Origin of the sequence: Pseudomonas sp. BO3-4, from assembly GCF_034044115.1 — a bacterium.
Lineage (GTDB): Bacteria > Pseudomonadota > Gammaproteobacteria > Pseudomonadales > Pseudomonadaceae > Aquipseudomonas > Aquipseudomonas alloputida.
In genome coordinates this window covers 4,755,364-4,767,822 of the sequence record NZ_CP139018.1, presented here as the reverse complement: position 1 = coordinate 4,767,822, position 12,459 = coordinate 4,755,364, and the positions used below count along the sequence as shown (strand labels likewise).

Annotated in this window: 12 protein-coding genes; 6 read left to right on the top strand and 6 right to left on the bottom strand. The window is 62.3% G+C overall.

The features are described 5' to 3' along the window. Window positions 1-14 precede the first annotated feature (14 nt). The 3 genes from minE to minC form a co-directional block, all read right to left on the bottom strand. Window positions 15-269: a cell division topological specificity factor MinE gene (gene minE / locus REH59_RS21870; protein ID WP_003252572.1), complete on the bottom strand. Its 255-nt coding sequence runs from the start codon at window positions 267-269 to the stop codon at window positions 15-17. 3 nt (window positions 270-272) lie between these two features. Next, the gene (gene minD, locus REH59_RS21865; RefSeq protein WP_003252574.1) at window positions 273-1,085 is read right to left on the bottom strand and encodes a septum site-determining protein MinD; all 813 of its coding nucleotides are present in this window, start codon (window positions 1,083-1,085) and stop codon (window positions 273-275) included. A gap of 109 nt (window positions 1,086-1,194) precedes the next feature. Beyond that, window positions 1,195-1,962 (bottom strand): septum site-determining protein MinC, encoded by a 768-nt coding sequence (gene minC, locus REH59_RS21860; protein ID WP_012053412.1) that lies wholly within the window; start codon window positions 1,960-1,962, stop codon window positions 1,195-1,197. 111 nt (window positions 1,963-2,073) lie between these two features. Here minC and REH59_RS21855 point away from each other — a divergent pair, with 111 nt between their 5' ends. Then, window positions 2,074-3,009, top strand: a complete 936-nt coding sequence (locus tag REH59_RS21855; RefSeq protein ID WP_003252578.1) for a lipid A biosynthesis lauroyl acyltransferase — start codon at window positions 2,074-2,076, stop codon at window positions 3,007-3,009. Between the two features lie 145 nt (window positions 3,010-3,154). Then, window positions 3,155-4,303 (top strand): patatin-like phospholipase family protein, encoded by a 1,149-nt coding sequence (locus REH59_RS21850; RefSeq protein WP_014860250.1) that lies wholly within the window; start codon window positions 3,155-3,157, stop codon window positions 4,301-4,303. An 87-nt stretch (window positions 4,304-4,390) separates the two neighbouring features. Here the strand turns inward: REH59_RS21850 and REH59_RS21845 are convergent, their stop codons facing one another. Together REH59_RS21845 and REH59_RS21840 are read right to left on the bottom strand one after the other, a co-directional pair. Continuing rightward, window positions 4,391-5,137, bottom strand: coding sequence for a VacJ family lipoprotein (locus REH59_RS21845; protein WP_042162639.1), 747 nt, complete (start codon window positions 5,135-5,137; stop codon window positions 4,391-4,393). A gap of 73 nt (window positions 5,138-5,210) precedes the next feature. Further along, the gene (locus REH59_RS21840; RefSeq protein ID WP_121783926.1) at window positions 5,211-6,509 is read right to left on the bottom strand and encodes a serine/threonine protein kinase; all 1,299 of its coding nucleotides are present in this window, start codon (window positions 6,507-6,509) and stop codon (window positions 5,211-5,213) included. A gap of 190 nt (window positions 6,510-6,699) precedes the next feature. Here REH59_RS21840 and REH59_RS21835 point away from each other — a divergent pair, with 190 nt between their 5' ends. Beyond that, window positions 6,700-7,065: a hypothetical protein gene (locus REH59_RS21835; RefSeq protein WP_014860252.1), complete on the top strand. Its 366-nt coding sequence runs from the start codon at window positions 6,700-6,702 to the stop codon at window positions 7,063-7,065. A gap of 151 nt (window positions 7,066-7,216) precedes the next feature. Here the strand turns inward: REH59_RS21835 and REH59_RS21830 are convergent, their stop codons facing one another. Next, entirely contained in the window at window positions 7,217-8,782 is a 1,566-nt protein-coding gene (locus REH59_RS21830) for a beta (1-6) glucans synthase (protein ID WP_128573659.1), read from the bottom strand. A gap of 197 nt (window positions 8,783-8,979) precedes the next feature. Here REH59_RS21830 and REH59_RS21825 point away from each other — a divergent pair, with 197 nt between their 5' ends. The 3 genes from REH59_RS21825 (at window position 8,980) to REH59_RS21815 (ending at window position 12,017) form a co-directional block, all read left to right on the top strand. After that, window positions 8,980-9,840: a glycine betaine ABC transporter substrate-binding protein gene (locus REH59_RS21825; RefSeq protein WP_003252589.1), complete on the top strand. Its 861-nt coding sequence runs from the start codon at window positions 8,980-8,982 to the stop codon at window positions 9,838-9,840. A 204-nt stretch (window positions 9,841-10,044) separates the two neighbouring features. After that, window positions 10,045-10,356, top strand: coding sequence for a DUF485 domain-containing protein (locus REH59_RS21820; RefSeq protein WP_003252591.1), 312 nt, complete (start codon window positions 10,045-10,047; stop codon window positions 10,354-10,356). After that, window positions 10,353-12,017, top strand: a complete 1,665-nt coding sequence (locus REH59_RS21815; protein WP_010952787.1) for a cation acetate symporter — start codon at window positions 10,353-10,355, stop codon at window positions 12,015-12,017. Before REH59_RS21820 ends, REH59_RS21815 begins: the two co-directional genes overlap by 4 nt. Window positions 12,018-12,459 lie beyond the last annotated feature (442 nt).

Genomic DNA, 12,459 nt, shown 5'->3' with positions numbered 1-12,459 from the left:
GTCGACTACGCGGATCAGCGATCCGGCAGGGTGATGTTCAGCTCCAGAATCGAGCAGCTGCCCTGGTTTTCCAGCTCGATATGCACATCATCGTTGCCGATGTTCACATATTTGCGGATCACTTCCAGCAGTTCTTTCTGCAGCGCGGGCAGGTAGTCCGGTTCGCTGCGTTGGCCGCGCTCGTGCGCCACGATGATCTGTAGACGCTCTTTCGCTACCGACGCGCTGGTCTGTTTCTGTCTGCCACGAAAGAAGTCAAAAAGGTTCATGGTTTATTTGCTCCCGAAAATGCGCTCGAAGAATCCCTTCTTCTGTACATCGATGAAGCGCATCGGCTTCTCTTTGCCCAGCAGGCGGTCGACCGCATCACTGTAGGCCTGGCCGGCATCGCTCTGGTCATCGAGAATGACCGGGATACCTTGGTTGGACGCCTTGAGGACGGCCTGCGATTCCGGGATCACACCCTTGAGTTTGATCGACAGGATTTCTTCCACGTCGGCCACGCTCAGCATTTCGCCTTTGACGACGCGCTCCGGGTGGTAGCGGGTGATCAGCAAATGCTCCTTGATCGGCTCTTCACCGTTTTCGGAGCGGCGCGACTTGCTCGACAGAATACCCAGCATGCGGTCGGAGTCACGTACCGACGAAACTTCCGGGTTGGTCACCACGATGGCTTCGTCAGCGAAGTACATGGCCAGGTGAGCACCTTTTTCGATACCGGCCGGCGAGTCGCAGATGACGTACTCGAAGTCCTTCTTCAGGTCCATCAGTACCTTTTCCACGCCTTCCTGGGTCAGCGCGTCCTTGTCACGGGTCTGGCTGGCGGCCAGCACGTACAGGTTCTCGAGGCGCTTGTCCTTGATCAGGGCCTGTTGCAGGTTGGCTTCGCCGTTGACCACGTTGACGAAGTCGTACACCACGCGGCGTTCGCAGCCCATGATCAGGTCGAGGTTACGCAGGCCCACGTCGAAGTCGACAATGACGGTCTTGTGGCCGCGCAGTGCGAGGCCGGTACCAATGGCGGCGCTGGTAGTGGTCTTGCCCACACCCCCCTTGCCGGAAGTAACCACGAGAATCTTGGCCAAGGTGTTTCACCCCTAAAAATAGTCGGGACACTTGTCCCTGCAAAAAACTGAAATAGCTAAATAAAGGCAACGGTAAAAAAGTTGCTCTAAAAATGCTGGCAAGTATCCGTTAAAGACGGGTGATGTTCAACACGTCACCAGACAGGCTGACTTGCACGCTGGTCCCCCACAGCGGATCCCGGCGCAGGTCTTCGCAGACTTTGTACTGGCCGGCGATCGAGACCATTTCGGCGGTCATCTGCTGGCAGAAGATACGCGCCTTGGTGTTGCCTTTGATGCCGGCCAGGGCGCGGCCGCGCATGGCGCCGTACACATGGATGTTGCCATCGGCCAGAAGTTCCGCACCTGGGCTGACCGAACCCGTCACCACCAGATCACCGCCCTGAGCATAGATCTGTTGGCCGCCGCGTACTGGCGAAGTAATGATGCGGGTCGGGCGCACCTCGGGTTCAGGGGCAGGCGCTGGCGCCGGGGCAGGGGCCGGTTCGGGCTTTTTGACTACCTCGGGCTCGGGCTCCAACGGCCGTTCGCGGGCCCCCGAGGGCGGCAGCACCGGCAGGTCGATGGCGATGGCGGCGGCGATGTCCTCGATGCGGTTGGCGCGGATGGCCAGGGTACGCAGGCCGTGGTGTCGGCAGATCCGCATCAAGCCGGGCAGGTCGATTGCCCCTTCGTCGGCCGGCAGCTTGTCCAGCGCCAGCACCAGCGGTGTATTGCTGAAGAAGTTCGGGGCCTGGGCGACTTTGGCCGCCAATTGGCGGTCGAGGGCTTCAAGGTCATTGCGCGCCAGTTCCAGTACCGTAATGGCGAGCATGCTGCCCTTGAGCTGGAACACGGAGGCGGTGTCGGGTGTGTGGTTTGGGCTCATGGTCTGCATAGACGGCTTGTTGCGAAAAAAGTGCCCTGACTTATAACGAGAACACCGGTTGCCCGCAACATGCGCTGATCCGTTGTAGAATGCGCGGCCTTTGTCTTTCCGGATGCTTCAATGGAACGCCCGCGTTTTCGTCCCTATTACCTTCACCCCAAGTTCTGGGGCCTGTGGCTGGGCCTGGGCCTGCTGTGGCTGGTGGTCCAGTTGCCGTACCGGGTGCTGCTGAAGATCGGTGCCGCGCTGGGCGCCGTCATGTATTGCTTTGCCGGTGAACGTCGGCGCATCGCCGCGCGCAACCTGGAGCTGTGCTTCCCGGAGCTGTCGATCGACGAACGGCAGCGTTTGCTCAAGGCCAACTTCGCCTCTACCGGCATCGCCTTCTTCGAAATGGCCATGAGCTGGTGGTGGCCCAAGGCCAGGCTGGCGCGCCTGGCTCATATCGAGGGCCTTGAGCACCTGCAGGCCGCCCAGCAGGCGGGGCAGGGCGCGATCCTCATGGCGGTGCACTTCACTACCCTGGAAATCGGCGCCGCGCTGCTCGGCCAGCAGCACACGATCGACGGCATGTACCGCGAACACGGCAATGCACTGTTCGACTTCATCCAGCGCAGCGGCCGCGAGCGTCACAACCTTGATTCGCTGGCGGTGGAGCGCGAGGACGTACGTGGCATGCTCAAGCTGCTGCGTTCGGGCCGGGCGATCTGGTACGCACCGGACCAGGACTACGGCGCCAAACAGAGCATCTTCGTACCGTTGTTTGGCATCCCCGCAGCGACGGTCACCGCTACCACCAAGTTTGCCCGGCTGGGCAAGGCGCAAGTGATTCCGTTCACCCAGAAGCGCCTGGAGGATGGCAGCGGCTATCGTCTGGTCATCCACCCGCCACTGACGGACTTCCCCGGCGAGAGCGAGGAAGCCGACTGCCTGCGCATCAACCAGTGGGTTGAACGTGTGTTGCGCGAGTGCCCCGAGCAATACCTGTGGGCGCACCGGCGGTTCAAGTCGCGGCCCGAAGGGGCGCCGCGGCTGTATGACAAGAAAAAGCGCTGAACCTTGTAAGCAGGCCTGGCCTCTTCGCGGGTAAACCCGCTCCTGCAGGATTACCACGGGTTCTGCATATTGCGGGGCCCTGTGGGAGCGGGTTCACCCGCGAAGAGGCCGGGCATGAAAGCACCTTGACCCCAGGAAGGACGCCATGGCTCCACCCCCGGTAACCGGTCTCATCCTTTCTGGCGGCGGCGCCCGCGCCGCCTACCAGGTCGGCGTGCTGGCGGGCATCGCCGAGTTGCTGCCCGCCGGCGCGCACAACCCGTTCCCGGTCATCGTCGGCACCTCCGCCGGGGCCATCAACGCCGTCACCCTGGCCAGTGGTGCGGTGCACTTCAACGAGGCCGTGCAACGGCTCACTGCCTTCTGGCAGAACTTCCGCAGCCATCTGGTCATCCGCAGCGACTGGCCCGGGGTCGTGCGCCAGGCCAGCCGTTTCGTCGGCCACAGCCTGCTGGGGCTGGGTGGCCAGGCCCCCGTGGCGTTGCTCGACAGCAGCCCTTTGCGCAGCCTGTTGCAAACGCACCTGAACCTGGATGGCATCGGCCACGCCTTGGCCGCCGAGCAATTGCGCGCCGTGGCAGTGACCGCCTTTGGCTACGAGTCTGGCCAGGCGGTGACCTTCTACCAGGGCCGCGGCACTATCGAGGCCTGGCTGCGCCACCGGCGTATCGGCGTACCCGCACCGTTGACCATCGACCACCTACTGGCCAGTGCGGCGATCCCGCTGCTGTTCGCCCCGGTGCAACTGGGCGGCGAGTATTACGGCGACGGTGCAGTGCGCCAGTCGGCGCCGATCAGCCCGGCCTTGCACCTGGGCGCCAGCCGGGTGCTGGTGGTCGGGGTCAGCGGAAACCCGCAGCGGCCAGCGCCACCGGTGCCGCCCCAGCGCGTGTTCAGCGGGCAGCAGCCGAGCCTGGCGCAGATCGGCGGGCACATGCTCAACAGTACGTTCATTGACAGCCTGGAAGGCGATATCGAACTGCTGCAGCGCCTCAACCACTTGAGCGGGCTGTTGCCGGCGCACCTGGATGCCCGGCGCCTGGGGCTGGCACCGATCGACGTGCTGGTGGTGGCGCCCAGCCAGCCGCTGGATGAGATTGCCGCTCGGCACCGCCGCGAGTTGCCGGCGGCGTTACGCCTGTTCTTACGGGGGCCGGGGGCGACGCGCACCAGCGGGGCGGGGGTGTTGAGCTATTTGCTGTTCGAGGCCAGCTATTGCAGTGAACTGATCGAGCTGGGGCGCAAGGATGCCTTGGCCAAGAAGCGCGAGCTTTGCGAATTCCTGGGGATTTGATGTTGCCTGTGCGGGCCCTTTCGCGACAAGGGGTTGCGCCAATACCTGTGTAGGCGCGGGTTCACCCGCGAAAGGGCCGCAGCAGGCTTACTCGGCTATCTGCAACTTGCGCGCCTGGGTATACACATACCGCACCTTTTCATACTCGAACGGCGAATTCAGCTGGCCGTAACGGAAGTTGGTGGTGTAGCGCTTGTCCACCACACGCAGGGCGAAGATTTCCGGGTGATCGGTGCTGGCTTCGGCCACGTTCAGGTAGTTGACCGCCTGCTCTCCCGCATAGTCCACCACCAGCCCGGTGGTATCGCGCAGGTTCGATGGCCCTAGCACCGGCAGCATCAGGTACGGCCCATCCGGCACGCCATAGAAGCCCAGGGTCTGGCCAAAGTCCTCGCTCTGGCGCGGCAGGCCCATGCTGGTCGCCGGGTCCCACAGCCCACCCACGCCGATAATCGTGTTGAACATCAGTCGCGCAGTGATTTCTGCCGAGCGCTTGGCTTTGAGCTGCAACACGCTGTTGAACAGGTTCGGCACATCGCCAAGGTTGTTGAAGAAGTTGCTCACCCCCGTGCGCACGAACTTTGGGGTTACATACTGATAGCCATTCACCAGCGGCAGCAGCACCCATTGGTCCAATCGGTAGTTGAAGTGGTAGATGCGCCGGTTGATCGACTCCAGCGGGTCGTACACGTTGAGCGCCTGCAGGGTTGAGCGCTCGAACTCGCGCTGGTCCAGCCCCGGGTTGAATTTCAGCTCACGCAGCGGGTCGAGGAAGCCATCGGCTTCGGGCGCCAGTGGCGCCGTGCCGATCACCTGCGGGTCGGCCTCGACCACGCTGGCTCTGGGTGCGGTTTCGGCGGCCAGGGTGTGGCCAGCGGCAAGCAGGGCAGTGGCGAAGAGGAGTTTGTTAACCACGGAAGAACTCCAGCATGGCGTCACTGTTGACGCGGTAGTTGAGGTTGCCGCAATGGCCGCCATGGGGGTAGAGGGTCAGCCGTTCACCGAACACCTTGCGCAGGAAGCCAATGTCGCCCGGGCCGAGAATGACGTCGTCGGCGTTGTGCATCACAGCGATCTTGTCACTGCTGCGCAGGTAGTCTTCCAGGGCATACAGGCTGACCTGGTTGACCAACTGCAGGATGCTGTTGCCGTCGGTGCGGGCGCGCCACATCGGAATCACCTGCTCGGTCATGTAGCAGTCGAAGTCGCACTGCAGGGCGCGCTTGAAGAACGGCGTGAGGCTGCTGCCTTCGGTGATTGGGAACTTCGGCGGAATGATCAGGCCACGGCGGTTGATCAGGTCGGAAGTGAAGGCGATGTCGGCTGCCGAGAAGCGGAACGAAGTGCCGATCAGCATGGCCATCTGCTCGTTGGACAGGTGCTGGCGCGACTGCTGGAAGTCGTACAGCAGGGCGTCGTTCAGGTCGATGTAGCCCTTGTCCTGGAAGTAGCGGGTGAGTTTTTCCAGCATCAGCTCGTAGAACGTGGTGCTGCGGTCGATGCCCTTGACCTGGGTCTGCACCAGCTTGTCGAGGTTGTTGATCGAGGTGTAGAGGTTGACCGGTGGGTTGAGCAGCAGCACACGTTTGAAGTTGAAGCTGCGGCGGGTTTCGTCCAGGTGGCTGACGAAGGCGGCGTCGAGCGCACCCAGGCTGTAACCGGTGAGGTAGAAATCACTGACCGGCAGGCGTGGATGCTGGGCGCGCACGGCCTGCATGACCCGGTACATGTCTTCGGCGTCTTCCTGGCTGATGCCGGGGGTAGCAAAGCGCGAGGCTGCACTCATGAAGTCATAGCTGGTGGGCGATGACAGTTGCACCACGTGGAAGCCGGCCTGGTAGAACAGCTTTTTCAGGTATTCATTGATGCTGCTGCTGTAGGGCGCACCGGTGCCGGCGATGATGAAGATCAGCGGCGCTTCGCGATCCTGGCGGGCCAGGCGGTACTTGAGCTTCTTCACTGCCCAGAAGTTGTCGGGCAACGTGAACTCGCGCTCCGGGCGCAAGTTCAGGCTGTAGTCGGACTGAGTGATTTCATCGTCGCTGGGCAGCTCAGGGCGCTTGTCCGGCGGCGTGGTGGCGATGGTGGCCTCGAACGGGTTGGTAAGAGGGTAGCCATAGCTGGCAGCGTCGATATCCCGCGCTGAAGCGGCCACAGCCATGAGCAAGCTGCCGAGCAGGGCAGCGAGGCGCAAAGATCGAAGCATGTAATCCCCCAAAAGAACGCAAGGTCGAGCAGTGTGCAGGCTAGGACCACAGCCAGGCGGGCAAAGTTGCCCGCTGCGGTGGCCTTTGGCGTACTTGCTATCTGCAACATAGCCGCCGGGGTGTGATTTTGCCTTAGAAACGGGCATAAGCGATCATGGATGCTTTCGATTACCGCTATTGGAGAACAGGATGTCTCGTTCGCTGCCGACGGTGCTGCTGGTGCTGTTTCTGGGGCTTTGGCTCGCGGCCAGCTATGGTGTGCGTTACGGCCTGATGGAGGATGGCCAGTGGGTAGGGCTGTGCGCAGTGCCGACGGCGTACTGGCAGTGCGAGGTGCGTTCGCTGCTGGGGTTGGGCATTCACCATCAAGTCATGGCCTGGGGCGGATTGGGCCTGGCGCTTCTGGCCCAGTTCGTTTCCGCGCGTGCCGGCTGGTGGCTGGCAGTGTTGGCACTGGTGTTCGCGGTGCCGGCGCTGGTGCTGTACACCGCCAGCATTGCGGTGTTTGCGCTGGTACTGGCGGGGTTGCGCCTGGTCAGGCAACCCCCATTGTAAGCAGCTGCGCGTGGGAGCGGGCTTGCCCGCGAAGCCAACACCGTGGTGGATGGCACGGGCTTCGCCCGTGTTCGCGGGCAAGCCCGCTCCCACAGGTTGAGCAAGACAGTTGCACCCACAAGGTCCCGCCGGGCTTGAGGAATATGCAGTATCAAGCCTGTCGCATCCGCAAGCTTCGCCACAACGCCGCTGTCATCAGCACACTCACCACCGCCCAGCCCCAGGCCTGCTGGTTCTCCAGCCCTTCGACGAACAACTGCGGCGCCACCCCGGCGCCGACGATGAACGCCAGCAACGCCACCTCCGCCCGTCGCGCCCGCACCGGCCACAGCACATACACCAGCGCCGGCAACGCCAGCGCCGCGCTGGGGAAGCTGCGGTAGCGCGGGTCGAACACCATTGCCAGCATGCTCACCGCCGCAGCGAAGCCCGCCGCCAGCAACAGCCAGCCGGCTCGCACCTGCAGCCAGGCGAACAAGCGCTCACGCCAGCCGGCCCGCCGCGCCAGCGCCAACAGCGCGTGGGCCAGTACCAGCAGGTTCAGCCCGGCCAGCATCAGTGCCCACAACCATTCCCCGGCAAAGCGCGCATGGGTACGCATCAACTCACCCCACAGGCCCAGGCAAGCGGCGCCAAACGCTGCCAGCAGTGGCAGCAGGAAAGCGGCCAACGGTGTAGCGGGGCGCCCGGCCAGCACCAGCATGATCACCATCAGCACGGTGCTGGCCAGCAACCACTGCGGCCAGTCATGCAGGTTGCTCACGGGCCCTTCGAGCACACCCTTGTCCTGCCGGTCCGCGTCGTACAGCCCCCAGTAGCCACCCACTGCGCCCTCATTGGCGCGTTTCCAGGGCTGATCGAAGGCTTCGATCAGGTTGTAGTGCCAGCCATTGCGCTCGGCCATGGCCACGAAGCCACGGATGAAGCGCGCCTCATTGACCCGGCTGGGCTCCGCCGTTTCGCGTTGGCGGCCTTCGCTGGGCCAGCCGGTTTCGCCAATCAGTATGTCCTTGGGCGCGAAGCGTGTGCCGAACACCCGGCGCACATCGGCAACGTGGGCCAAGGCATCGTCGATGCCACGCGGGTCGTCCTCCCAGTAGGGCAGCAGATGGATGGTCAGGAAGTCCACTGCCGGGGCCACCTGCGGGTGCTGCAGCCAGAATTCCCACACATCGGCGTAGGTCACTGGCACCTTGACCTCGCGCTTCACCCGCGCGATCAATTTGGCCAGGTGGGCACCGGTCACCTCCTTGCGCAACAGTGTCTCATTGCCGACGATCACCGCGCTGACCACGTCAGGGTTGGCGTTGGCAGCAGCGATCAGCAGGTTGATTTCCTTCTCGGTGTCGGCCGGGTGGGCGTTCACCCAGGCGCCCAGCATCACCTTCAGCCCGTGCTTGCGTGCCAGCGCCGGGATTGCCTCAAGACCGCTCATGGAATAGGTACGGATGCACTGAAACCGCTCGGCCAGTAACGCCAGGTCGGCGTCCATCCGCGCTGGGCGCAGGCGAAACGGCTGGTCGTAAGGCGACTGGTCTTTGTCAAACGGCGTGTACGAAGCGCATTGCAGCTTGTGTGCAGGGCTGGCCGCATCGGGCAGGTGCACAGGCTTGCCCAGCCCGTACCAGAGCCCCCCCAGCCCGAGCAGGGCCAGCAGGCAGGCAAGCAGGTACAACGGCAATAACAAGCGGCTACAACTGGGCATGTGGCGGTCCATCGTCTGGCACAAAAGGTTAGATAGTAGCCCGGCGCCAAACCTTTGGCATGCAAGGATCGCGCAGGCCGAGGTAGGCCGATGGCGCTAATGGCATAGTGCTGTCGCATATGGGGCGGGTGCAGGTCGCAGCTGGATCAGGTCGACTTGTGTTGCAGGAAGATGATGCAATCTCCAAGACCTGACGAGGGGATGCTTTGATGGCAACTTTGAAGAAAATGCGACGTTTCCTGGGCGTGGGCACCGCCCTGGTAATGGCCATGAGCGCTGCACAGGCTATGGCCAAAGAAGTAAGCATTGGTTACGTGGATGGTTGGGCCGACAGCGTGGCGACCACCAACGTGGCCGCCGAAGTAATCAAGCAAAAACTCGGCTATGACGTGAAGTTGCAGGCCGTGGCCACGGGGATCATGTGGCAGGGTGTGGCAACTGGCAAGCTCGATGCCATGTTGTCGGCCTGGTTGCCGGTGACCCATGGTGAGTACTGGGCCAAGAACAAGGACAACGTGGTCGACTACGGCCCGAACTTCAAGGATGCCAAGATCGGCCTGATCGTCCCCGAGTACGTCAAGGCAGTGAGCATTGCCGACCTCAAGACCGATAACAGCTTCAAGGACAGGATTGTCGGCATCGACGCAGGCTCCGGTGTGATGCTCAAGACCGACCAGGCGATCAAGGACTATGGCCTGACCAGTTACAAGTTGCAGGCCAGCTCGGGTGCGGCGATGACGGCGGAACTGGGCCGTGCCTATGCCAAGCAGCAGTCGATTGCGGTGACCGGTTGGGTTCCGCACTGGATGTTCGCCAAGTGGAAGCTGAAGTTCCTCGAAGACCCGAAAGGCGTATATGGCGCGGCAGAAACCGTGAACAGCATCGGCAGCAAGGAACTGGCCACCAAGGCACCGGAAGTGGCGGAGTTCCTGAAGAAGTTCAACTGGCAGTCCAAGGACGAGATTGGTGAGGTGATGCTGGCGATTCAGGAAGGGGCCAAGCCTGAAGCGGCCGCCAAGGACTGGGTTGCCAAGCACCCTGATCGTGTGAAGGAGTGGACTGGCAAGTAATCACCTTCCAGGGCCAATAGGGTTTCTTCGCGGGTGTACCCGCTCCTACAGGAGCGGGTACACCCGCGAACGGCTCATCACTTTGTTACGCAATCGGTAAAACACCGTTGCATCTAAGACTAAGGTCGTCTGGTTGGCGTCCATCGGCAGCATAAAGTAAGGGTGTGGGTTCCATCCCGTATCTGTGCTGCTAGGACAAAAACAATGAACGACAGCATTTACCTCTCGATACAAAACAGCCCCCGTTTCAAGGAGCTGGTCACCAAACGCGAACGGTTCGCCTGGATTCTCTCGGCGATCATGCTCGGCCTGTACTGCGCCTTCATCCTCCTGATCGCCTACGGTCCTCATTTGCTGGGCGCCAAGCTCAGCCCTGAGTCATCGATTACCTGGGGCATTCCCCTGGGCGTCGGTCTGATCGTTTCGGCATTCGTCCTGACCGCCATCTACGTGCGCCGCGCCAACGGCGAATTCGATGAGCTGAACAAGGAAATCCTGAAGGAGGCGCAACAATGATTCGCCAAGTCAAAGCCCTGGCCGTATTGGCCTGCGGAGCCTTCGCACCCGCCGTGTGGGCCGCCGATGCCCTGACCGGCGAGGTGCAGAAACAACCGCTGAACGTTTCCGCCATCGCCATGTTCGTGGCCTTCGTCGCCTTCACCCTCGGCATCACCTACTGGGCCTCCAAACGCAACAAGTCGGCATCGGACTACTACGCTGCCGGTGGCAAGATCACCGGCTTCCAGAACGGCCTGGCGATTGCTGGCGACTACATGTCGGCCGCCTCGTTCCTGGGTATTTCCGCGCTGGTGTTCACCTCGGGTTATGACGGCCTGATCTACTCGATCGGCTTCCTGGTTGGCTGGCCGATCATTCTTTTCCTGATTGCCGAACGCCTGCGCAACCTGGGCAAGTACACCTTCGCCGACGTGGCCTCGTACCGCCTCGGGCAAAAGGAAATTCGCACCCTGTCGGCCTCCGGTTCGCTGGTGGTGGTGGCGTTCTACCTGATCGCGCAAATGGTCGGCGCCGGCAAGCTGATCGAGCTGCTGTTCGGCCTGGACTACCATGTGGCGGTGATCCTGGTGGGTATCCTGATGTGCCTGTACGTGCTGTTCGGCGGCATGCTGGCCACCACCTGGGTACAGATCATCAAGGCTGTGCTGCTGCTGTCCGGTGCCAGTTTCATGGCGCTGATGGTCATGAAGCACGTGGGCTTTGACTTCAACACGCTGTTCTCCGAAGCCATCAAGGTACACGCCAAGGGCGAGGCGATCATGAGCCCCGGCGGCCTGGTCAAGGACCCGATCTCGGCATTCTCCCTGGGCCTGGCACTGATGTTCGGTACTGCCGGCCTGCCGCACATCCTGATGCGCTTCTTCACCGTCAGTGACGCCAAGGAAGCGCGCAAAAGCGTGCTGTACGCCACCGGCTTCATCGGCTACTTCTACATCCTCACCTTCATCATTGGCTTTGGCGCGATCCTGCTGGTCAGCACCAACCCGGAATTCAAGGACGCCGCAGGCGCTCTGCTGGGTGGCAACAACATGGCTGCGGTGCACCTGGCCAATGCGGTGGGTGGCAGTGTGTTCCTCGGCTTCATCTCGGCGGTGGCCTTTGCCACCATCCTGGCGGTGGTGGCTGGCCTGACCCTGGCCGGTGCCTCGGCGGTGTCCCACGACCTGTACGCCAGCGTCTGGCGCAAGGGCAAAGCCAACGACAAGGACGAGATCCGCGTATCGAAGATCACCACTGTCGCCTTGGGTGTGCTGGCGATCGGCCTGGGGATTCTGTTCGAGAAGCAGAACATCGCCTTCATGGTCGGCCTGGCGTTCTCCATTGCGGCCAGCTGCAACTTCCCGGTACTGCTGCTTTCGATGTACTGGAAGAAGCTGACCACCCGCGGCGCCATGATCGGCGGCTGGCTGGGCCTGGTGAGTGCGGTGACGCTGATGATCCTTGGCCCGACCATCTGGGTACAGATTCTCGGTCACGAGAAACCCATCTACCCGTACGAGTACCCGGCGCTGTTCTCGATGGCCATTGCCTTCGTCAGCATCTGGTTCTTCTCGGTCACCGACAAGTCCAAGGCGGCTGAGGATGAGCGCGCGCTGTTCTTCCCGCAGTTCGTGCGTTCGCAGACTGGCCTGGGTGCCAGCGGGGCGGTCTCGCACTAACGTCAATCCCCTGCATTGAAAAACGCCCCGCCTGTCGGGGCGTTTTTTGTTGTGCGCCAGGCATGGCGCGTTGCGCGTAAGCGCAACCTGCTTGGCTGTGGTGGCCGAGCGGGTGACTTGGAGGTGAAAGTCCTCTACACACCCGGCAAGGGGAAGTGTTAGCCGGAGGCAAGGGTGTCGCGGGCGACTGCGAATCTGAAGGAAGCCCGAGGCAAAATGCTGGCCTGACGAACAGGAAGCGGATCAGGCGGCACAGCGGGGTCAGGCGGCAACAATCGCCAAAGCCCAATACTTGCACGGAGCGCTGTGACGTAAATCCGACAGGTATAAGCAGGAAGGTCGCGCGAATTACCCTGGGAGATCTGCACGCTTGCCATAGTGCTACCGAGCGTCGAGAGGCGACGGGATGAGCGTGCAGAAGTCAGCCGAAGCCGTAGTAAGT